The 21,884-nt window shown below is 42.9% G+C and carries 16 protein-coding genes; 8 read left to right on the top strand and 8 right to left on the bottom strand.

From position 1 onward, the window contains the following. The first annotated feature begins 547 nt into the window (after positions 1-547). The gene (locus GFB47_RS16125; RefSeq protein ID WP_153448981.1) at positions 548-715 is read left to right on the top strand and encodes a hypothetical protein; all 168 of its coding nucleotides are present in this window, start codon (positions 548-550) and stop codon (positions 713-715) included. On the opposite strand, the gene malK is transcribed toward GFB47_RS16125, so the two are convergent. Further along, the gene (gene malK, locus GFB47_RS16120) at positions 692-1,801 is read right to left on the bottom strand and encodes a maltose/maltodextrin ABC transporter ATP-binding protein MalK (RefSeq protein WP_153448980.1); all 1,110 of its coding nucleotides are present in this window, start codon (positions 1,799-1,801) and stop codon (positions 692-694) included. The genes GFB47_RS16125 and malK overlap by 24 nt on opposite strands. Before the next feature lie 482 nt (positions 1,802-2,283). Here malK and malE point away from each other — a divergent pair, with 482 nt between their 5' ends. The 3 genes from malE to malG all read left to right on the top strand — a co-directional run bounded on the left by malE (position 2,284) and on the right by malG (position 6,205). Further along, entirely contained in the window at positions 2,284-3,462 is a 1,179-nt protein-coding gene (gene malE, locus GFB47_RS16115) for a maltose/maltodextrin ABC transporter substrate-binding protein MalE (protein WP_153448979.1), read from the top strand. A 220-nt stretch (positions 3,463-3,682) separates the two neighbouring features. Further along, positions 3,683-5,302: a maltose ABC transporter permease MalF gene (gene malF, locus GFB47_RS16110; protein WP_153448978.1), complete on the top strand. Its 1,620-nt coding sequence runs from the start codon at positions 3,683-3,685 to the stop codon at positions 5,300-5,302. A gap of 12 nt (positions 5,303-5,314) precedes the next feature. Continuing rightward, positions 5,315-6,205: a maltose ABC transporter permease MalG gene (gene malG / locus GFB47_RS16105; protein ID WP_153448977.1), complete on the top strand. Its 891-nt coding sequence runs from the start codon at positions 5,315-5,317 to the stop codon at positions 6,203-6,205. A 127-nt stretch (positions 6,206-6,332) separates the two neighbouring features. Here the strand turns inward: malG and GFB47_RS16650 are convergent, their stop codons facing one another. Together GFB47_RS16650 and GFB47_RS16095 are read right to left on the bottom strand one after the other, a co-directional pair. Beyond that, entirely contained in the window at positions 6,333-8,048 is a 1,716-nt protein-coding gene (locus GFB47_RS16650; RefSeq protein ID WP_153448976.1) for a GMC oxidoreductase, read from the bottom strand. Between the two features lie 75 nt (positions 8,049-8,123). Beyond that, positions 8,124-9,614: a coniferyl aldehyde dehydrogenase gene (locus GFB47_RS16095; protein WP_153448975.1), complete on the bottom strand. Its 1,491-nt coding sequence runs from the start codon at positions 9,612-9,614 to the stop codon at positions 8,124-8,126. Between the two features lie 291 nt (positions 9,615-9,905). On the opposite strand from GFB47_RS16095, the gene GFB47_RS16090 reads away from it, so the two are divergent. Then, positions 9,906-10,901 (top strand): AraC family transcriptional regulator, encoded by a 996-nt coding sequence (locus GFB47_RS16090; RefSeq protein WP_178306536.1) that lies wholly within the window; start codon positions 9,906-9,908, stop codon positions 10,899-10,901. 97 nt (positions 10,902-10,998) lie between these two features. On the opposite strand, the gene GFB47_RS16085 is transcribed toward GFB47_RS16090, so the two are convergent. Then, entirely contained in the window at positions 10,999-12,084 is a 1,086-nt protein-coding gene (locus tag GFB47_RS16085; protein ID WP_153448973.1) for an alkene reductase, read from the bottom strand. 146 nt (positions 12,085-12,230) lie between these two features. Here GFB47_RS16085 and GFB47_RS16080 point away from each other — a divergent pair, with 146 nt between their 5' ends. Then, positions 12,231-13,118, top strand: a complete 888-nt coding sequence (locus GFB47_RS16080) for a LysR family transcriptional regulator (RefSeq protein ID WP_153448972.1) — start codon at positions 12,231-12,233, stop codon at positions 13,116-13,118. 98 nt (positions 13,119-13,216) lie between these two features. Here GFB47_RS16080 and malT read toward each other — a convergent pair whose 3' ends face one another. Next, on the bottom strand, positions 13,217-15,934 hold the full coding sequence (malT, locus tag GFB47_RS16075) for an HTH-type transcriptional regulator MalT (protein WP_153448971.1): 2,718 nt from the start codon (positions 15,932-15,934) through the stop codon (positions 13,217-13,219). 429 nt (positions 15,935-16,363) lie between these two features. Between malT and malQ the strand changes: the two genes are divergently transcribed. Beyond that, the gene (malQ, locus tag GFB47_RS16070; RefSeq protein ID WP_153448970.1) at positions 16,364-18,550 is read left to right on the top strand and encodes a 4-alpha-glucanotransferase; all 2,187 of its coding nucleotides are present in this window, start codon (positions 16,364-16,366) and stop codon (positions 18,548-18,550) included. Between the two features lie 136 nt (positions 18,551-18,686). On the opposite strand, the gene GFB47_RS16065 is transcribed toward malQ, so the two are convergent. Together GFB47_RS16065 and GFB47_RS16060 are read right to left on the bottom strand one after the other, a co-directional pair. Continuing rightward, on the bottom strand, positions 18,687-18,989 hold the full coding sequence (locus GFB47_RS16065; RefSeq protein ID WP_153448969.1) for a hypothetical protein: 303 nt from the start codon (positions 18,987-18,989) through the stop codon (positions 18,687-18,689). A 153-nt stretch (positions 18,990-19,142) separates the two neighbouring features. Then, positions 19,143-20,537, bottom strand: coding sequence for an MATE family efflux transporter (locus GFB47_RS16060; protein ID WP_153448968.1), 1,395 nt, complete (start codon positions 20,535-20,537; stop codon positions 19,143-19,145). A gap of 56 nt (positions 20,538-20,593) precedes the next feature. Here GFB47_RS16060 and GFB47_RS16055 point away from each other — a divergent pair, with 56 nt between their 5' ends. Next, complete coding sequence (locus GFB47_RS16055; protein ID WP_153448967.1) at positions 20,594-21,511, top strand: AraC family transcriptional regulator; 918 nt, start codon at positions 20,594-20,596, stop codon at positions 21,509-21,511. Between the two features lie 6 nt (positions 21,512-21,517). Here the strand turns inward: GFB47_RS16055 and GFB47_RS16050 are convergent, their stop codons facing one another. Continuing rightward, positions 21,518-21,850 carry a PBPRA1643 family SWIM/SEC-C metal-binding motif protein gene (locus GFB47_RS16050; protein ID WP_153448966.1) on the bottom strand — a complete coding sequence of 111 codons (333 nt, stop codon included), beginning with the start codon at positions 21,848-21,850 and terminating at the stop codon, positions 21,518-21,520. Positions 21,851-21,884 lie beyond the last annotated feature (34 nt).

The following is a 21,884-nucleotide window of genomic DNA, read 5'->3' as shown; positions in this document are numbered from 1 at the left end:
AAATAAGAGGTGTAGGGGGAGTAGAAATCAAGGAGGAGTGTGGGGATCACACTTGGGGTAACCGGTACTTAAACTGACTGTGATCTGGGTGGTTTTTTAGTGGAATTCAGCGAAAAAGGTGGGAGGATTATCACGGAAAACAAGCTTTTGTGATCGAAGCTAGATTACTGAGATGATAATGAAATTAATGGGGTTTGTGCTAGTTTTAGTTCGTAGGGTTAGTGATTAAAGTAGAATTAAAAGCCTCAGAACACATGATTTGGCTCATGAGATGAAGAATATGTGTTTCTTGGCTTGATGAAGGTTGATTTGCATGGTTTTTAAGCATGAAGCATGAAATATTCAGATAAGGGCATGCAAACTACGGTACGAAAAATTCATATATCAATCTCTCCTTACCAGCTTTATTCATCGGAGAATGGTTTTCGATTTTTCGATGTTTGATTTTCAGCTACAGATACAGATATGAAGGTGTTAGCTGTCGCTAATTTGAGTTGACCCTAGATTCTCGGCATAAGCGACACCCAGACTTTAAATAGACGTAAAAATGTCTTGGCAAAAAACAACAACGAAACCAGAAGGGCTTATTTGGGGGGCTCTTAATGGCCTGTGCTCATTAAACAAAAAAAGCCCCAAACCAAGCATGGAATGGGGCGAAGGCATGACAATGAAAAAGGGAAAAACGGGGAGTTTAAATACCACGTTCTTTAAATAAACGGCGGCACGATCGCCCATCGCTGTGGAATAAGTGACAACGGTAAGCCGGAATGCCAATTTCGAATTCATCGCCCGAATCGACATCTAAGGTGTCGTTTTCACGATAGATAAAATCGGCATCGACGTTATCAAGGTTTAGGTAGACTTGAGTTTCGTTACCTAACTTCTCAACCACTTGCACATGGCCTTTAATACTGACATCGCCTTCATTGGCGGGCAGTAAATGCTCAGGGCGAATGCCAAGTGACATCCGCGAGCCTTGGGTCACGGTGCTGCCATCCACTTGGATCCAAAATGATGCTTGGCTGGCGAGCTCCACTTTCACGCGCTCAGCTTCCACTTCTTTGATCTCAACGTTAATAAAATTCATTTTTGGTGAGCCAATAAAGCCAGCCACAAAACGGTTCTCTGGGTAATGGTATAACTCTAATGGTTTGCCCACTTGCGACACACTGCCACCATCCAATACCACGATTTTATCGGCCATGGTCATTGCTTCGACCTGATCATGAGTCACATAAATCATGGTGCAACCAAGTTTTTTGTGCAGTTTGGCTAGTTCAATTCGCATTTGGACACGCAAGGCAGCATCGAGGTTCGATAACGGCTCATCCAGCAAAAATACTTCTGGTTGCGCCACTAAAGTACGACCGATTGCGACCCGTTGACGCTGACCACCTGAAAGGGCTTTTGGACGGCGCTCTAATAAGTGACCTAGCTGCAAAATATCGGCTGCGTGATCAACGCGCGATTTGATTTTAGCTTTATCTTCCTTGGCCAGTTTCAGACCAAAAGACATATTGTCGAATAAGTTTAAGTGCGGATATAACGCATAAGATTGGAATACCATGCCGACACCACGCTCAGATGGTGGCACGTCGTTCATTTTTTTATCGCCAATAAATAACTCACCTGAAGTGATGTCTTCTAAGCCGGCGATGCAGCGCAATAATGTTGACTTACCGCAACCGGATGGGCCAACAAAGACGACGAACTCGCCATCTTGAATATCCAGATCGACGTTTTCAGAAATGAGATTGTCACCGTACGCTTTACATACCTTTCTTAGCGTTACACTGGTCATGGTGGTTCCTTTTGTTTTTATTGGTTTGGCAGCAAGATGATAATGAGAGGCTGCCGTTTAAGTTAATTAATTTTTTATATCACTTCAATGAGAGCCATATTACCTAAGCGTTTGAAAACCACCTCATCCTTGTGCGATTAATTTTTGGTGGATGATGGGGGAGGAGTGCATGGGTCACACTTTTTAATTCAGATCATCTTTGAGTTAAATAGCCACATATACGCGTGCGTTCGATCACGTTTACGCTTGGTTTTAGGGTATATTAGCAAACAATTGTGAATCTAAATCACAGTTTCTATCTTGTATCGCGGGGGCGTAGAGATTAGGAGGATGTTCACCACTCCTAATTATTGCAAGATTGAGCTATACCGTAACCCGAGTCAAAAAGGGTAAAGCATTTCGCTTGCTGAGAAAGGTATCCATCGTGTTACAGACCCTACAGTGATGTAACCGCAAATAGAATAATAGAAAGGATCATGGAAATGAAAAAAGTCCTCAAAACTGCCATTTTATGTAGCTTAGCCTTAAGTGGTGTGAGTGCACATGCTGCCATACAGGAAGGTCAGCTAACAATTTGGATCAACGGCGATAAAGGCTATAACGGCCTAGCTGAAGTGGGTAAGCAATTTGAAGCGGACACTGGCATTAAAGTCACCGTTTCTCACCCTGATAAGTTAGAAGAAAAATTCCCGCAATTGGCGTCAACCGGTGATGGCCCTGATATTGTTCTTTGGGCGCACGACCGTTTCGGCGGTTACGCGAAATCTGGTCTATTGGCGGAAGTAAAACCATCGGCTGAATTTAAATCTAAATTCACGGATTTCACTTGGGATGCGGTTTCTTACGATGGTAAATACATCGGTTATCCTGTGGCGGTTGAATCTTTATCGCTGATCTACAACAAAGACTTAATTAAAACCCCACCTAAAAACTGGGAAGACATTGCTGCGCTAGATAAAAAACTGCAAAAAGACGGCAAGCACGCGATCATGTGGAACCTTTCTGAACCCTTCTTCACATGGCCAATTCTTGCCGCTGATGGCGGTTACGCATTTAAGTTTGCCGATGGTCAATACAATCCGAAAGATGTGGGCGTGAATAATGCCGGTGCGATCAATGCAATGACCTTCCTTAAAGGTCTGATTGACCAAAAAGTGATGTCACCGGATGTGGATTACACCATTGCAGAGTCTGGCTTTAACAAAGGCGAAGTGGCGATGACCATTAATGGTCCTTGGTCTTGGGCTAACATCGATAAGGCGGGCATTAACTACGGCGTAACCACATTGCCGATGTTTAATGGTAAGCCATCGAAACCTTTTGTGGGTGTGTTAACGGCGGGTATTAGCTCGGCATCCCCTAACAAAGACTTGGCGGTTGAGTTTATCGAAAACTACATGCTAACCAAAAAAGGCTTGAAAGAGATCAACGATGATACCCCACTAGGCGCGGTGGCATTAACCTCATACCAAGCTGAACTGGCGAAAGATCCACGTATTGCCGCCACAATGGCAAATGCTCAGAACGGTGAAGTTATGCCAAATATTTCTCAAATGTCAGCATTCTGGTACGCAGAAAAAGCGGCGATTGGCAATGTGGTTAATGGTCGTCAATCGGTAAAAGAAGCGCTTGATACCGTTGCGGCTCGTATGACGAAATAATCGTTCGTCTTCCACCGATTGTATAACTGGTGGCGAGAAGGAAGGGGGTAAGTTTATCGCTTCCTTCTCATTTATCTCTTTGCTTTCTTATGTAACGGTAAAGCTTTGATTGAGTTTATCGATGCCTTTGAATGGAGCTTGAAGTGACTTTTCAACCTCTTTGCAGTTTCAAAAGCTGACGTGTTTTCAAAACTTATGTTTTAGATCATGCGATATGATAATGGAATCCATTATGTCTTCAAATCTTGTGTCATCTCATCCCTCTCATATTTCAGACTCTGCAACCCAATCTTGGCTAAAGGCGAATTGGGTGAAAACGGCAGCGTTATCAACCGTGACTTTACTTAATGGTTACGCGATCGTTTTAATGTACTCACGCGGTGAATTTGCTTTTGCACTTTTAACCTTAGTTTTAGCGTCTTTGGGTGTCTATGTTTTTGCCCGCAAGCGCACCTATGCCCACCGTTATATTTACCCAGGTGTGGCGGGAATGATCTTATTCATCATTTTCCCTCTGATTTATACCATTGGCTTAGCGTTTACCAACTATAGCGGCGCTAATCAATTAAGTTTTGAGCGCGCGCAAAGCGTGTTGATGGATCAAACCTTTCAAAGTGGCGACAGTTATTCGTTTGAATTGCGTCAACACGACGACCTTTATTCCATTGCTTTAAAACAAGGTGACACTTGGCTGGTTTCTGCGCCGCGCTCATTAACGAAAAAGTCGTTAACTAAGGCCACGGCTAATCAACCGGCTGGACACATTGCATTGTTACCGTCAGATGCATTAACCGGTAAAAAAGCACCGTTAAAAGCCGTCATTAAAAACCGTAATCTATTAAGCGAGCTTGTGGTTGAAACACCAAATGGCACTGAGCTTAAAATGTCGGGTCTGCGTAAATTTGCTCAAGTAAAGCCGCTTTATACCTTAGATAGCGACGGCGAAAGCTTGGTCAACAACAAAACTGAACAGGTATTAAAACCAAATTACGAGATTGGCTACTACCAAACGGTCGATACTGATGGTGCTTTTATTGGCAAGCCAATCACGCCAGGATTCATTGTGAATATCGGTTTTGATAACTTTACCCGCATCTTTAGTGACCCAGGCATTCAAGGACCGTTCTTTAAAATCTTTGTATGGACAGTATTGTTCTCGGCCATCACGGTGGCACTAACCCTTGCTTTTGGTGTGATCTTGGCACAAATCGTTTCTTGGGAAGCGTTAAAAGGGCGCGGTTTATACCGAGTGTTATTGATTTTGCCTTATGCGGTGCCAGCCTTTATTTCCATCTTGATTTTTAAAGGCTTATTTAATCAAAGCTTTGGTGAGATCAACCAGTTACTGCAAGGACTATTTGGCTTAAGCCCGGCATGGTTTACCGACCCAACATTGGCTAAAACCATGATCATTATCGTCAATACTTGGCTCGGCTATCCGTACATGATGATCCTCGCGATGGGTATGCTTAAAGCGATCCCCGATGATTTGTATGAAGCCTCAGCAATGGATGGCGCAGGTCCAATTGATAACTTCTTTAAAATCACCTTGCCATTATTAGTAAAACCTATGGTGCCACTATTAATTGCCAGCTTTGCGTTTAACTTTAACAACTTTGTCTTAATCCAATTATTAACCAACGGTGCACCAGACATGATAGGTACCACGGTTCCGGCCGGTCATACCGATTTGCTGGTGAGTTACACCTATCGTATTGCCTTTGAAGGGGCGGGCGGTCAAGACTTTGGTCTCGCAGGCGCAATCGCAACATTGATCTTCGTATTGGTTGGCGGCTTGTCACTGCTGAACATGAAATTCACCAAGCTAGAAACAGAATAGGGAGTACTGACTATGGCTATGGTTCAACCAAAATCATTAAAATACCGTTTGTGGGCAACGCATGTCGGCATGTGGCTTTTCTTGGCGGTGATGATGTTCCCGTTATTAATGGTGATCGCAATATCTTTCCGCGAAGGTAACTACGCCGCAGGGGATTTGATCCCACGCAACCCATCACTCGAGCACTGGAAACTGGCGCTTGGATTTGATGTGGTGCATGCCGATGGCAGCGTAACCAAACCGCCGTTCCCGGTTTTATTATGGCTATGGAACTCGGTTAAAGTGGCGGGTTTAACTGCGATTGGCATCGTGACACTATCAACCACTTGTGCTTATGCTTTTGCCCGTATGAAGTTTAAAGGCAAAACCTTGATCCTTCGCTCAATGTTGATTTTCCAAATGTTCCCAGCTGTTCTTGCGCTGGTGGCTTTATACGCTTTGTTCGACCGTTTAGGCACTTATGTTCCATTCCTAGGCTTGAATACTCACGGTGGTGTGGTGTTTGCTTACATGGGCGGGATCGCACTGCATGTATGGACAATCAAAGGCTATTTTGAATCGATTGATAACTCACTAGAAGAAGCGGCCGCACTCGATGGCGCCACCCCATGGCAAGCCTTCCGCTTAGTGTTGTTGCCATTATCAGTGCCAATTCTTGCGGTGGTGTTTATCTTGTCATTCATTGCTGCCGTTACCGAAGTGCCAGTAGCCTCATTGCTATTACGCGATGTGAACTCCTACACCTTAGCGGTCGGCATGCAGCAATACCTATACCCACAAAACTATCTATGGGGCGACTTTGCCGCCGCCGCTGTGTTATCAGCCTTACCTATTACCATCGTGTTCTTAGCAGCGCAGAAGTTCTTAGTCGGCGGCTTAACCGCGGGCGGGGTGAAAGGGTAGGTTTAATAGCACTCAAAAGACATTAAGCTAAAAATAACAAACGCCACAGATGTTAAGTCTGTGGCGTTTAGGTTTCATTAGGCATTAATTGCAACCTAGTCACTATAAAATCATCTGGTTAGCCATATTATTGCGGCTTTAACATTGCGACCAGATCCCCGTTGCCAGTGAGTTCAGATACTTGTCCCTCTAATGGTTTAGAAAATAGCACTGGCTTGATGCTTGCTGCTTTATCATGATCAAATATGGCTACTTTACTCATCGCGTATTCAGCTAATGCGGTAATGGTTAATGATGGATTAACCCCAAGGTTGCCAGGGATGATTGAACCATCAATCACTCTTAAGTTTGGATAGCCAAAGACTTCACCACTTTCATCGACCACACCTTCGAGGTTATTTTTCCCCATCGAAACCCCGCCCATGATATGAGCCGTCATTGGTGCTCCGGTGATAATTTCAGTTAAAGCAGACCCAGGTTCACCTTCTAACTTCTTAGCAAAGCGTCGGGTGGCTTCCTCTGCTGCAGGAAAAGATACTTTTAGGGGGATATCATCGGCATTTTGCACAGCAGAAATATCCTTTCTAAACAAGCGATACCATTTACGACGCCATTCAAAATGTATAAAGGATTCGGATTTCTGCATCACTAAAAAGACTAATGAACCCGCAGCTTTTCCTTTAGGGCGTAATACTTTTACGGTTTTAATCGGGTGTAATAAAGTATTAAGTACGAATTTACCAATACGCGCTATACCTTCGCCAGTGACCATTGGTACGTAAGGGATAAAAAGCCAAGTACCATCAGATCCTTCACGGAAGCGATTGATCTCCATATTGGTATTTTCATCAACAGAAATAAATGAACTTATGGTGAGGCCGTCACTGACTTTTGCTTTCATATCATTAGCGGTGGTGAGCGTTTCTGAATTGGTACGAACCTGCTGGCCTAAGAGCTTAGAAATGTTTGGTAAAGTTTTAAGTTTATCGCGCATACGAAGTAGTAGTGGAACCGTACCCATCACGCCAGCCGATACCACCACACCTCGAGTGGTAATGGTGTATTCACGCCCATTGATGCTGTCTTTTACGCTAATTCGATAACCATCTTCAGGCTTATTATTATGGATAGTTTCAATTTTCAATACTTCACTATCTGGCCGGATCTCGGCACCATTTCTTTCGGCAAAATAAAGATAATTTTTCATTAAGGTGTTTTTAGCATTATGGCGACAGCCGATGACACAGCTAGCACACATTTGGCAGGTATTTCGATCAGGGCCATCGCCATTAAAGTAAGGGTCGGGTACTGGTTTACCTTGAATCCCATCTTGCTGTGGAAATAACACTCCGGTTGATACTGTCTTATAGGAATCCCCTCGGCCCATGTCTTTAGCAACTTGACGCAAAGTATCATCTGCAATGTTGGTATAAGTATTTTGAGTCGTACCTAACATACGTTGTGCAAGGCCGTAATAAGGCATGATTTGCTCTTTCCAGTCGGGACGAATTCGTGACCAAGCGGGCGACTGAAATACCGCATCTTCAGGAATAAAATGCACATTGGCATATACCTGAGAACCCCCACCTACACCCACACCATGCAATATGGTGACCTTACTGGTATAGGTTACTTGTGTAACACCTCTCCAAGCTAATTTGGGCATCCACATATAATTTTTGGCGTCTAAGTTAGTTTCTGCAAATTCAGAGTCATTGCGGCGTCTTCCTTTTTCGAGGATTAATACGCGATTGCCTTTTTCGGTTAAACGCAGCGCGCTAACAGAGCCACCAAAGCCTGAACCGATAATAATTTGATCAAAATCGTAAGTAAGTGTGCTCATCCTGCTTTCCTTGTCTGGATATATTTATTATTTTTAGACTGAGTATTGCGGTCTCTCTTTCTAGTGAAAAGTATATTAAGACTTAAATTTAGCGATAAAATGCAATGTACGAGTAGCAAATTTTCCGTATGGAGGCATTAATAATTTTAAGCTAGAAAAGCTGGCTTGATAGAAAACAGGACGCATTTTTGAAAAAGTCAGGAAGCCTTCATAACCATGATAATGCCCCATACCACTGCCCCCAATCCCACCAAATGGAAGGTCGTGTTGGCCGACATGGAATAAGGCGTCATTAACAGACACACCACCGGAAAGGACATTACTTAAATAGTGATTAACAAGCTTTTTATTATTACTAAATGGATAAAAAGCCAGTGGGCGATCGCGCTGTACAACGTAATCAATCACTTCCTCTGATTGTTGGTAAGTTTTGACCATCATTATTGGGCCAAAGGTTTCTCGATGGCTGATGATCATGTCATCACTTGTGTCTAAGATCAGAGTCAATGGGAACTTGCGTGTTCTAGCATCGGCCTCTTGTTCACTTAAGTTAATGATGGTTGCGCCACGTTGTTTAGCGTCATTCACTGTGTCCATTAATCGATTGAAGGCCGTGTCATCAATGATTGAGGTGTAATCTTTATTGTGAATATTGGGGCAATGTTTTTTGACCCATTTTTTTGTGGTTTCAAGAAAGGGGGTTAATTGTGATAGATGTACAAAAGTATAATCGACAGTGGTGCAAATTTGTCCGGCATTAAATTGCTTAACAAACATAATGCGTTCAACCGCTTTATCTAAAGGGTATTCAGGATCAATAACCGCAGGGGATTTTCCACCAAGCTCGAGGGTGACAGGCGTCAGGTTGGGCGCACAGGCTGCCATCACTTTTCTACCGGTCACTCCTGAGCCAGTAAACATCAAGTGATCAAAGGGCAGAGTTGAGAATGCCATGCCCACTTTACCGGTTTCGGTAAAAAATTCTAATTTATCTTGGCTAAAATACTTTGGACTGAGCTGTTTTAATAGCTCTGAAAAATGAATCGAATTTTCCGACATTTTCACCATAGCTCTATTACCGGCGGCAAAAGCGGCACACAAACCTGAAAAACTTAAATTAAGTGGGAAATTCCAAGGGATAATAAATCCAACTACGCCAATACCTTGTGGAATGACTCTATTTTGTGCCCCAAAATACAAGCTTTGATCGACACTGCGCTTTTGAACTTTCATCCATTTTTTTAAGTGCTTAATAGTGCTGCTGATATCGCTGACAACGGTAATGACTTCCGCTAATAAGGTTTCATGATAAGATCGATTGCCATAGTCTTTGTTTATGGCCTCAATAATAGTGTCACGATTCTCGGTGAGTAACCGCTTTAGATTTAGTAGGTGCTGCTTGCGTTCCTCATAACTTTCTTGTCCTTGAAGCGTAAAGGCTTGACGCTGGGTTTCCAGAGATAGGAGTAAGGTTTGGGTCGTATCTAAAGAGTCATTCCCTTGCGATAAATAATCGCTTGTATCTAGAGTCGTTTGGTTTGTTGCTTGTTCAGTGATAAAGCCCATGATGCTTCCTTCTTAAAGTCGAGAACAAGTAGCATGCCAAAGAGTGGTTATTGATAACTTACCTGCTTGTTAATAATATGTTAATGCGGCATTGGTATTCGGCTTGATGTTTTAGGACATTGGTATGACTTTTTAAGACATTGGATTTTGAGAGGGAGAGCACGATCACGTAATTTCCGTGTTTAAGTTAGAGGCAGTGATAGTCCTCACACTTTGATTTTACCCACCTGTTAGTTTGTGTTTATTTGACTTAATTTGATATTTCAGGACATGTGGTCATCGAGGTTTATTATGAATCATTCTATTAGAGCGGCGAGTTTAGAAGGCTTTAGTGATTTGGTGAGAAGCTATCACGCTAACCCCAATCAGATTTTAAAAGAGGCGGGTATAGTGACAAGCCAGCTTCGTGATCCTGATGCGTTTATCTACTACGAGCATTTTTTAGCTGCACTAGAATTGGCGGCACAGCATTGCCAGTGTGATACTTTTGGCTTGGAATTAAGCACCAAACAAGGCGTGAATACATTAGGGTTAATTGGCGCTTACATGTCTCGCCAAGCGAACATTGTCGATGCACTGACGGTGGCGAGAAAGTATATGTATTTGCATGTTGAAGGGTTGTCTTTAGCCGTTGAAAATTCCAACAGTAAAAGTTGTGAAATACAATTTTTAAACCTTGCTCCAAATGAACTGTCCCCGCAAAAGGCTCAAGTCACTCTCGGTACTTGTTTTTGTATTTTGCGAGATTTGGTCGGTCCAACATGGCGTATAAATAAAGTGAGTTTCAGACAAGACGCACCTAAAAACCAGGAAGTATTTCGAGATTTATTCGGTTGTCAGCCTGAATTTAACAGTGCTACCGATACCATTTATTTCCAAAGCCAGTTTTTAAGCTTGAAGCCGAATATCAATAACCAATTACTGGATAAAATGCTGTTCGAAGAAATTGAATCGACAAAGCCAAATTCACAGCTAGAGCAACTGCAACGAATTGATAATGCGATTAAAACCTTATTGGCTACAGGGGATTGCACCAAAGAAAATATCGCTTTGTGTATGGGGCTTCATCCGAAAAAACTACAGCGTTTCCTAGCCGAACAAAAAACGACTTACCGCGAAATGATTGACCAAGTTCGAAAAAGGGAAGCTTTGATCTTGCTGAAAAATCATCAATTCAATTTAACGACTGTTGCGCTCAAGCTTGGTTATTGTGAACTATCGGTATTTAGTCGGCGATTTAAAATATGGTTTGGCATGTCACCAACCCAGTGGCAATCGCGCATGTAAGGTTTGCTTGATGGTGATATATGAAGAAAAGAAAGAAAAACAACAAACGCCATAGATGTTAAGTCTGTGGCGTTTGATTATTCAAGCTTTGGGGCTATTACTGATAAGTCGCATAATCTGTTAAGCCTTTTTCATCACCGCCAAACAACGTCTCTGGGTTATGAGCGGTTAATGGATACTGATGTTTGATACGACTGACGAGATCTGGGTTTGATATAAAAGGTCGACCAAAGGCCACCATATCAGCATAACCTTGCTCTAATGCAAGTTGTGCTTTTTCTGGGTTATATTTTCCAGCTAAAATGATCGTTTGATCGAAAGCTTTACGTAAGTTTTTCTTAAAGGACTCTGGAGTATCTGGTGCATCATCCCAATCGACTTCAGCAATATGAATATAAGCAATACCTTTACTGTTGAGTAATTTTGCCGCTTCAATATAAGTGGTATCAGGATCTGAATCTATGGTGCCATTTAAGCAAGTAAATGGAGCAAGGCGAACGCCAACACGATCTTTACCTACTACTGCTACTAGTTGATCAACCACTTCGCCTAAGAAGCGTAAACGATTTTCTGTGCTACCGCCGTATTCATCATCACGAAGATTGGCTTCTGAATCGATAAATTGATTGACTAAATATCCATTGGCAGCATGTAATTCAACACCATCAAAACCCGCTTCTAATGCATTTAATGCAGCTTGGTGAAATTCTGCTTTAACGTGTTCAATATCATCTTGTGTCATGGCTCGTGGTAGCACTGTATCGACAAAGTTTGGTTGATTGGCTTCATCAATAAAGACAGTCACATTTTTTGCGGCTTGTTCGCTGGATGATATTGGTTGAATACCACCAGTGTTACTTGGGTGAGTGACTCGGCCAACATGCCAAAGTTGAGCAAAAATCTTACCGCCTTTTGCATGTACGGCGTCAGTCACTAATTTCCAACCTTGTATTTGATCGGGGGTATAGATCCCAGGTGTCCATGCGTAGCCTTGGCCAAGTTGAGAAATTTGCGTACCTTCTGAAATGATAAGGCCAGCTTCAGCACGTTGAGCGTAATATTCGGCCATCATTGCATTCGCGCAACCATTTTTAGCGCGAGATCGTGTCATCGGTGGCATGACAATACGGTTATTTAAGGTTAAATCGCCCAGTTGAATGGGGCTAAAAAGATCGTTTTTCATGGGAATCCTATTTTATCTCGTGATGCGAATGACAAGTATGGTATCAGAGGTCTATATTTTCATTAATAGCAAAAGAGACAAATTACTTTTGATTAATATGCAAAAGTTATATTCTTTTATGACGGTATTTAGATGAGCATCCTTGAATGATTAAAACGGAAGATTTATTGGCTTTTTTGGCTATAGCAGAAAGTGAAAGCTTTTCGAAAGCCTCGGTGAAAGAAGGCGTGCAGATAGCGACATTATCGAGAGCGATTTCAAGGCTGGAAAAGCAATTAGATACGACTTTATTTAATCGTACAACGAGAAAACTTGTGATAACTGAAGAGGGGACGGCATTTAAAGGCTATGCGCAACAAGCTATAAATACGATTGAACAGGGGAGGCAACATTTACGTTCTCATCAAACGGAGCCGGTTGGTAAGTTAAGAATCGATGCTGCATTTGCATTTATTAGCCATCAATTGGTCGCGCTCTTACCCGAATTTAGGAAGATGTATCCAAAAGTCGAATTAGAACTCACGACCAATGATAGAGTGGTCGATTTATTAGATAATAAAGTTGATGTCGCCATTCGTATTGGCGATTTGCAAGATTCCACCTTGCACGCCCGAGTGTTAGGTCAAAGCCCATTAATGGTGGTGGCAAGCCCTGATTATTTGCAAGCTAATGGTACACCAATGAACATTAAGCAATTATCAACACATACTCTCCTCGGCTTTTCTCAGGCATCTCACCTTAATAACTGGCACTTCAAACATGCGCATAATCCTTTAACATTTGAGCTTCATGCGAGCAGCGGTGAAATAATTAAGCAATTGTGCGTCAATGGGATGGGAGTGACAGCGCTGTCTTATTACATGATCCACAAAGAACTTGAGGCTGGGACTTTAATTGAAATATTACCCAGCGCGATTCAGCATCCCAACCGAAGAGAATCAATACAAGCGGTGTACTATAAACAAAGCGCCTTAGCGTCGAGGATTTCGCTGTTCTTGGATTTTATTCAAGATAAGTTGATATTAGCGCCTTGATTCTAATTAAGAATGTAGATTATAAATAACCAACGCCACAGATTTTAAGTCTGTGGCGTTTTTTTGATAATCTAAACCGTCATTGTTACGCCAAAAAGTTACGCCGCAAACCCCATCAAATGAATCAAATGCTCGGCGGTGCGAATCGCGTGCTGGCGGTTTTCTAATCCCATTTTTTGATACAAATTGCGAATGTGAGTTTTGATGGTGGTCGGGGCGACATCAAACTCGGATGCAATTTGATCATTACTAAAGCCAACATAAATTAAGCCTAATACTTGCCATTCTCGTTGAGTCAGCGGACTGGTACGGATCAGCTCTGGAATATCTGGATGATTAAGCAGTTTTTCGACAAACGCTTCATCAAAATGCACGGCGCGAGTGTGCTCTTTACTCGACATTAACTGAATTAAACTATGTGCTCGGTGCTGCTCAAGTTCAGCCAGTTGCTTATCTTGGCTTAAGGTTTTTAAAAGAGGCAGTACGTATTGGCGGCTACATAAAAAGTCGCCAATCATACCGGTGCTATTGGTCAGTGTGAGCGCTTCCTTTATATGCTGCATGGCTTGTGCTTTATCATCCTTTAATGTCGCTAATGCGGCTTCAAGCACTAAGTTTCGGTTGCGATCGGACACTAATTTATGGGCTTGAGCTGCATGTTGTAGCTTAGATAAAACCGCGTCTGCTCGGGTTAAATCTCCGGTTGCCATACAGGCTCTGGCAATATTACGCCATTGTAACTGCTGAAAATGATTCTCCGCCTCGGTCGGCTCTTCACTGTTTTTTAACCACTGTGTAATGGCTTCATTATCCTGAGTGGCATCCCAATAGAGTAAGTTACTGTAGTCTGCATTGGCGCGCCAATCGATATGATATTGATTACTGGTTTTGAGTTGGGTACAGGTGTCTAAATAACGAGCCGCCTTGTCTAACTCACCACGAGAGATAGCAATGCGCGCTAGCATTGAATAAGACTGTAGCGACTTGTCAATTTCGTATGGGGCGAGTACATCTAAGCTAGCATGTGCGCATTGTTCTGCTTCATCTAAGCGATTCCAGCACCATAAAATTTGCGCTTTGATTCTCAGCATAAACTCATGCAAAGGCAGTTGATGCAATTGCTGTTCTTTAATTAATAGCTCAGCTCGAGTGAGAAGTTCAAATGCCGCTTGACCGTAGCCTCGCGCCAATTGTATTTCACTTTGCTGCAGAATTGCCCACAAGGTTTGCGGGTAGACTTTTGCTTCTCGCGCCATGATCTCGGTTTGTTGCATCATTTCAAGTGCACGATCTAATTGACCAATACAGTGGTAAACTTCACCAATTACCGAGGTCGCGACAATGCAACTGAGGATGCTGGTTTTAGGTAATTGCAGCAAAGCAAATTCGGCGGTTTCTAGAGCAAATTCAGGGCGATTTTGATTGATCGCAACTTGTGCGGTCAGTGCTTTAAACTCCCCAACTTGAGCATCGGTTAATTCGATGCTTCGTGCGGCGAGCTTCTCTTCAGCTTCTAATATTAAATCGGCAACTTGGTTGTACCTATGTTGGCTCTGCGCCAACCATGCGCGAAGTAAACACAATCTCGGAGAGCTAAATAAAGCATCATCGCTTAAGGTTTGGATTGCCTTTTCAAGCGTACTCAATTCACCATGGTTAAACATCTGCCAACCATACTGATTTAATATGTCACACAATAAATCATCATTGGCCACTTTTTGCGCGTGCATTAAGGCGCTTTGTGGTTGGTTTTGTTTTAACCACGCTTTGGCGGCATTGGTGTGTAACTGATTACGTTGTTCGGGCATTTGGGAATAACGACGGTGGCGTAAAAAATCGGCGAAGAGGTGGTGGAATCGATACCAATTGTCGGCCCCTTTTAGTGGTTGGACAAATAAACCGTAACGATTAAGTGAGTCGAGCATGGCTAATGAATCGGCTCGACCGGTTAACTCTGTGACCAGTTCGGCATTGAATATATCTAATACCGAGCATTGTAATAAGAACGTTTGTAGCTCGGAGCTGAGTTGATCAAATACCTCTTCCGCTAAGTAATCCCAAATATGCTCTTGATTGAAATTGGCAATTGATACCGCTGAGTTTTCTAATGCGCCAGGGAATTGCTGTACGTGTAGCGCGATTAACTGCAGCGCCGATGCCCAACCTTCTACCTGAGTGCGCAGCGATTCTAATACTTGCGATTCATATTGATTATCGGCAATGCGTTTTTGGAAGAAGCGGGTGGTTTCTTCTTGATCAAAGGCCAGCAATGAATGGTCCACTTCAATCAGCTGATCACGCACGCGTAAATTGGCAATATTTAAGGGCGGATGAGTGCGACTGGTGACCACAATGGTAATGTTATCGGGCATGTGCTTGAGTAAAAAACGCATGCCTTCATGAATTTCATCGTTGGTGATCAAATGATAGTCATCGAGCACCACATAGCTTTGAGTGTCATTAAAACCAAACTCGGCAAATAATTCGCTAAATAAACTGGTCAAATTAGCAAATTGACGACGTTCAGCAATCGCTTGAGTGTTAGGGCAAGCTTGGTCGGTGGCTTTATTGAATGCTTGCAGAAAGTAGTTAGCAAAGCGGAAAATGTCATTATCACTGTCATCGATATTAAACCAACCCAGATTAGGGTGATTGTTCAACCATTGGGCAGCCATTGTGGTTTTGCCATAGCCTGCCGGAGAGCGAAATAATACTAATTTATAATAAGGCGCATGCGTCAGTGCTTCGAGTAAGCGTGAGCGCAAAATAGCATTGTGTAAACGGGCAGGGCGATTGAGTTTGGAAGGTATCCACATGGTAGTTTTTATTCTCTTTGGTCAGCAGCGAAAAATAGTACATTGTTTTTAGGTCGCTATTCTGTGATAGCTGATTTCACTTTAAGTGTGTGTGAGTAGCCTAGCATGTTCTGGTTAGTATTAATCTGTAATACAGATCAAGTTTTGGTGTTTTTATTGATGAATCTACCGAGTCAGTTTCATATCAAATTATCATGTAAGTCGCGTTGTTATGTGACCTTGTTTGAATTTTGATGGTGTTTTTTGCTCTAGATCTCACTTTGTTCAGTGCTCTCCTTCTCTACGCCCCAACACTCCTCCCTTTGGCATGATTTTAAGGAGGATGTGAGTGCTCAAATTTATCGGCAAACTTATCTCAAATGGAAAATATGATGATTGATTCGGATCTGAGTCTTTCTCGAATTCGAAATATTGCCGATGGAGCACTCAATGCAAAATTCAAACACACCGTCTCAAACGGTCTTAAAACAAGTGGCGGCGCAAGAAGGGATTGTGGATCGCTACATTAGTGCATGGGGCGATGAGGCCTATGTGTGTGACACTACAATTGATGAATTATTACAAGCATTAGGCTATAACACCGATGATGAAACACTATTATTAGCTCAGGCAGAGCAACGTAGTAAAGTGGATGTACTGCCGAGTGTGCAAGTGGTTCATCAAGGCAAAGATGTTCATATCAAATTGTATATTGCCGCGTCTGCACGAGTGAGTGAATTTTCATGGCAAGTTACTACCGAACAAGGTCAAGTCTTTGATGGGTATTTAGAATCTCAAGTAGTCGAAGATCACCGTCAACAAGAAGGGTATTTGATTTTTTCACTCTCGAATACCCTACCGCTTGGTTATCATCAATTGACATTAACGCGTAAACGACGCAACAAGCCGTTTGAAATGACATTGATCATCACACCGGCCGCGTGTTTTAAGCAACCTGAATTGGTTGAAGGTCAACGCTTATGGGGACCAAGTATTCAGCTTTATTCTGTGACTTCGGAAACTAACTGGGGAATTGGCGACTTTACCGATCTTAAATACTTAGTGGGTAACATTGCAGATGGAGGTGGCGATTTTGTTGGTTTAAATCCGATCCACTCCCTTTTTCCTGCCAACCCAGAAGGAGCAAGCCCGTATAGCCCTTCTTCTCGCCGCTGGTTGAATGTGATGTACATTGATGTTGAAGCGGTACCTGAGTTTTCTCACAGTGAGGTAGCGAATACGATGGTTGCCACGGCTGAATTCCAGCAACGCTTACAAGTCAACCGAGATAAAAAATGGGTCGATTACACTGAAGTTTCAGCCTTGAAAATGGCGGTGTTACCTGAGTTATACCGCACTTTTGTCACCCAGGAGCTGGAGCTAGATACGGAACGCGCGCAGCAATTTTTAGCCTTTATAGAGCAAGGCGGCGACAGTTTAGTGCATCAAGCGGCATTTGATGCGTTGCATGATGAGTTAAAAGCGCAGGATGATTCTGTTTGGGGATGGCCGGTTTTTGAAGAAAAATATCAACACTTTGATCATGCTGATGTACAAACGTTTATCGCAAAAAATAAAGATAAGGTGCAACTCTTTATGTACCTGCAATGGCTAGCAGATGAGCAGCTAAATCAGGTACAAACACTGGCACAAGACAAAAAAATGGTGATGGGCTTATACCGCGATTTGGCGGTGGGGGTATGTGATTCTGGCGCAGAAACCTGGGCGGATCATGAGGCGCTTTGCCAAGATGTTAGCATTGGTGCGCCGCCCGATATTTTTGGTCCACTAGGGCAAAACTGGGGTTTACCACCGTTTAACCCGTATCAACTGAAAGCTAAAGCGTACCAACCGTTTATTGATTTATTGCAAGCTAATATGCGTCACTGTGGCGCGTTGCGAATAGATCATGTGCTAGGTTTATTGCGCCTGTGGTGGATCCCAAAAGGCAAAACCGCCAAAGATGGGGCGTATATGTACTATCCCGTTGATGATCTTATGTCGATATTAGCGTTAGAAAGTCACCGTAACCAATGTACCGTTATCGGCGAAGATCTTGGTACCGTGCCGGAAGAAATTGTTGAAAAACTTAATGATGCTGGTATTCACTCATACAAGGTTTTTTTCTTTGAAACCGAAGAAAGTGGTGAGTATATCGCGCCTAATAAATACAAGTCGCAATCGATGACTGCATTGTGTACTCATGATATGCCGACCTTGCGCGGTTTTTGGAACAGTGCGGATTTAACTCTGGGTGAAGAGATTGGCTTGTATCCCGATCCTAAACAATTACAAGTACTTTTTGATGATCGAAAGACCCGTCGTAGTCATATTATTGACACATTAATTACCCATGATCGTTTGCCTGAAGTGGCGCGAGATGAGGATGGTAATGTGATGATTAATCGAGAGTTAAGCGAAGCAATGCAAATTCATATGGCGAGCGGTTCGAGCGCGTTATTGAGTTTACAGTTAGAAGACTGGCTTGAAATGGATACGCCGGTCAATATTCCTGGCACCATGGACGAATATCCAAACTGGCGCCGTAAATTGACCTCTACTTTGCATACGTTATTTGAGCGTGAAGATATTCAAACACTGGAGCGAAACTTAACCGCCGCGCGCGAAACCCGTTAAATGCGCCAAGGTTTACTTTTTAAAATAAAAAAAGTAGGCATAGCAACACCGATTGTCAGGTAGAGATATTTTACCTAACCGAGTTATCTTTCCGGCCAGAAAGAGACTCGGTTTTTTTATGTGGTGTGGACGGCTATCACTCAAAATATTTACCACAAGGTGTACCATCAGGATCTAGGGCGATTTTTTGATTGGGGCAATGTTGATAAAAATAGGCCGCTTCTGCTTGAGTGGTCATTTCGGTACACAACTGTCGATTATCGCACTCGAAAATGCCGTGGGGCTTGGTATGAGAACGCCTATTAGATGAATGAGTATCCATATCAAAAAAACTGGCAATAGTGGGTTTAGCTTTGGAGATCTCAGGCTCTATGCTGGGATTATAAAATTGCCATACAGCCAAAGCGACCAGTGCGATAAATATCAGTTTTTTCAACATAACTATCTCAGAAAAAATTTGCCTGAGGAAATTATGAACATAACCTGACTCGGAATACACCTCTGTTACGGATGAAAGGGCAATCCACATTAATTATGCGACTGAACTCTCATCAGGATGTATTGGATGAATTTATGTATCAAATTTAGATTTTCATGCCGTCTGTAGAGTTAAGTTATTCATCCATTTTTTCTTCAAATAGCGGCTAAAGCATAAGCCAAATTTAACCACTTCTTCGGTGATCATCAGTAAATAGACCCATGCAAAGCTAAGGTCTGCCACGAACGCGCCATAAGCGGTAAGTGGAATACCCACTAACCACATCGCAATAAAATCCATGCGCAGACAAAAATGATTATCACCACCAGCGCGTAAAATGCCGTTAATGATCAACATATTGGTCATGCGGATAATAATTGCAAAACTCATCACAATAAAAGCGGGTTGGGCTATATCAAATAGAGCTGGTTTATCGAGTTCTAAGAAGCGCATCACACTATCGCGATTAAAAAATAATACCCCACACGCGATAATGCCAGTGATGAAAATAAAACGAATAAAATATTTCGCCATTGCTTGTGCTTGTATGTGTTCATCACGTCCTAAGGCTTGACCCAGTAACACTGAGCAAGCAACGGAAATGCCCATAAAAACGGCGTAGCATAGACCTTCAAACGGTCCGATTAAGCTGTACACTGCCAGTTCAGTAGTGCCCATGTGACCAAAAATGGTTTGGTAAGTGAGCGTTCCAAATGCCCATAATACGGCATTGTAAGTGGTTGGAATGGCTAAGCTCTTATACGACTGCCATAAACGCGGATGGCGCTTTTGATAATCGCTGATGATCAACCAATGATTTTGCCACTTTAACACTGAGTAGATCAGTAGAACTTGAACCACGCGTGCAATGGTGGTGGATAATGCCGCGCCCGCAACACCTAACGCTGGTACGCCCAACCCGCCATGAATTAACCACATATTTAAGCCAATATTAAGTGCAATCGTGATGGCGGCTAAAATCAGTGGCAGCATAGCATTACCACTAGAACGTAAACTGGCTTCGGCTGTGATCACCCAATGAGTCAGCATTAATAACGGCAGACTATAAAGTAAATAATCGGCCCCTTGGTTGATCACTTGCATATCATCTGTTTGCAAACGCATAATTTGTGAAGAAAAACCCACCAATAATAAGGTTACTGGGATCATAATGATCGAGCCCAACTTCAAAGACATTACGGTAACGGTTTTGGCGGTATTTTTGTCGTCTTTACCCCAGTATTGCGCCACTAGCGATCCGGTCGCAATAGCCAATGCCGCCATGATCATGATCGCCACAAAATGCCAGCGAGATGCGATCCCAACCGCTGCTGTCGCGCTTTGACCAAAGTCGCTCACCATTAATACGTCAGCTAATCCTAAGATCGCCACTAATGCACTCTGCAATGCGACAGGCAGCGCCAATTTTGCCATTTTTGAGAATAGATTCGGGGGCAAATGTGATCCCTTGGCATTGGTTTGATGATAAGACTGTGGTTGAATGGACATACGCAATTTTCCTCATGCTGAGGTTGCAAATATAAAAGAGCTTTGAGTAAATCAACATGTTTGAAATCAGAGAAAACCTGTGCAAATCTGTCATTGGGCAAAATCTAGCCGTTCGAGATTGGCAAGATCAGATCTACCTCGCAGATAGTTGCAAAGAACGTTTTGTGGTTCAATCGGAGATCGCTGAATTGGGCGCTGAAGGGATCACGATGGCTGGGTTGGCCGATCTTTCTGATGGCTACATTGTTGAACGAAAGCTACCAGAAATTCATACCTTATTGTTTACCCAAGCAGGAGGGGGACGATTACTAACCAAACAAGGTATTCAGCAAGTCGAAGCGAACACCGTGACCATTTTACCCGAAGGCATCCCGTTTCGTTTTGAACTCGGTGATAACAATTATTGGCAAGTGGCATGGATATTACTGCCGAAAACCCATAAGTGGCAACAACTCGATAATAGCGCGCAAAGAGTCGAACCGACTCATATGTGCGAATCAGTTTGGTCTATTTTGAATTTATTACATCAAGAAGGGCAAGATAGGGGGCTCCAAGGTCGTTCGACGTTTCGGCAATTATTGCTTAGTGAGTTGACTCGAATTCTGCTTGGTTCAACCGATAGCCAACCTTCGAATGCTTCGCTCCGAGTGCAGAGTGTGTTTAATCAAGTGGAAGCGCAATTGCATTTACCTTGGACGGTCAAAGAGATCGCCAAACGCAGCTTTTTGAGTGAAGAGCAGTTAAATCGAATTTCAAAGCAGTTGTATCAACAGACGCCGAGCCAGCAATTAATACGTTTTAGAATGGAAAAAGCGGCCGATTTGTTGCGCCACCGAGACTGGACGATCGCGATGATCGCCCATCGGTTGGGTTACCCCGATCCTTTTAACTTTACTCATCGCTTCCGTAAATATCATGGGCTGTCACCCCGAGATTTTCGTAAACAATATCTGAGCGCTATAAAAGGCTGTTAATAAAAATTAAGCACAGCATTTCTTGTATTTTTTACCACTGCCGCAAGTACATGGATCATTACGGTTCGGTGTTTTTTCAAAGGTGGTCGGTTGTGGCTTATTGAGCACCGTATCTAATTCAACAATATTTTCTTGTTGAGTCGCATCCAGCGTGATAGTTGCCACTAACTGATGTTGCTCTAAAATCGCTTCAATTTCAGTTTGGCGCGCTTCACTGGTGACGATAAGGTTTAATGGCGCTTCTTCGCTTCCTGCTTTGATTTCACGGTTAACGTTGTAGCCAGATTTAACATGGTTTTGACGAGTTTCAATACGGCCTTTGAAGAATTGCTTTGACATGATGCTTTCCAAATATAATTGAGCGATTTGCTAG

This window comes from Vibrio algicola (genome assembly GCF_009601765.2).
Lineage (GTDB): Bacteria > Pseudomonadota > Gammaproteobacteria > Enterobacterales > Vibrionaceae > Vibrio > Vibrio algicola.
Note: the sequence above shows the minus strand (reverse complement) of the source record. Positions and strands in the feature narration are given on the sequence as shown.

What these genes read in the sequence shown, in the direction of transcription:
- GFB47_RS16125 (WP_153448981.1), top strand. Translation starts at nt 548, where the DNA reads ATGTCTTGGCAAAAAACAACAACGAAACCAGAAGGGCTTATTTGGGGG.
- malK (WP_153448980.1), bottom strand. Translation starts at nt 1,801, where the DNA reads ATGACCAGTGTAACGCTAAGAAAGGTATGTAAAGCGTACGGTGACAAT.
- malE (WP_153448979.1), top strand. Translation starts at nt 2,284, where the DNA reads ATGAAAAAAGTCCTCAAAACTGCCATTTTATGTAGCTTAGCCTTAAGT.
- malF (WP_153448978.1), top strand. Translation starts at nt 3,683, where the DNA reads ATGGAATCCATTATGTCTTCAAATCTTGTGTCATCTCATCCCTCTCAT.
- malG (WP_153448977.1), top strand. Translation starts at nt 5,315, where the DNA reads ATGGCTATGGTTCAACCAAAATCATTAAAATACCGTTTGTGGGCAACG.
- GFB47_RS16650 (WP_153448976.1), bottom strand. Translation starts at nt 8,048, where the DNA reads ATGAGCACACTTACTTACGATTTTGATCAAATTATTATCGGTTCAGGC.
- GFB47_RS16095 (WP_153448975.1), bottom strand. Translation starts at nt 9,614, where the DNA reads ATGGGCTTTATCACTGAACAAGCAACAAACCAAACGACTCTAGATACA.
- GFB47_RS16090 (WP_178306536.1), top strand. Translation starts at nt 9,906, where the DNA reads ATGAATCATTCTATTAGAGCGGCGAGTTTAGAAGGCTTTAGTGATTTG.
- GFB47_RS16085 (WP_153448973.1), bottom strand. Translation starts at nt 12,084, where the DNA reads ATGAAAAACGATCTTTTTAGCCCCATTCAACTGGGCGATTTAACCTTA.
- GFB47_RS16080 (WP_153448972.1), top strand. Translation starts at nt 12,231, where the DNA reads ATGATTAAAACGGAAGATTTATTGGCTTTTTTGGCTATAGCAGAAAGT.
- malT (WP_153448971.1), bottom strand. Translation starts at nt 15,934, where the DNA reads ATGTGGATACCTTCCAAACTCAATCGCCCTGCCCGTTTACACAATGCT.
- malQ (WP_153448970.1), top strand. Translation starts at nt 16,364, where the DNA reads ATGCAAAATTCAAACACACCGTCTCAAACGGTCTTAAAACAAGTGGCG.
- GFB47_RS16065 (WP_153448969.1), bottom strand. Translation starts at nt 18,989, where the DNA reads ATGTTGAAAAAACTGATATTTATCGCACTGGTCGCTTTGGCTGTATGG.
- GFB47_RS16060 (WP_153448968.1), bottom strand. Translation starts at nt 20,537, where the DNA reads ATGTCCATTCAACCACAGTCTTATCATCAAACCAATGCCAAGGGATCA.
- GFB47_RS16055 (WP_153448967.1), top strand. Translation starts at nt 20,594, where the DNA reads ATGTTTGAAATCAGAGAAAACCTGTGCAAATCTGTCATTGGGCAAAAT.
- GFB47_RS16050 (WP_153448966.1), bottom strand. Translation starts at nt 21,850, where the DNA reads ATGTCAAAGCAATTCTTCAAAGGCCGTATTGAAACTCGTCAAAACCAT.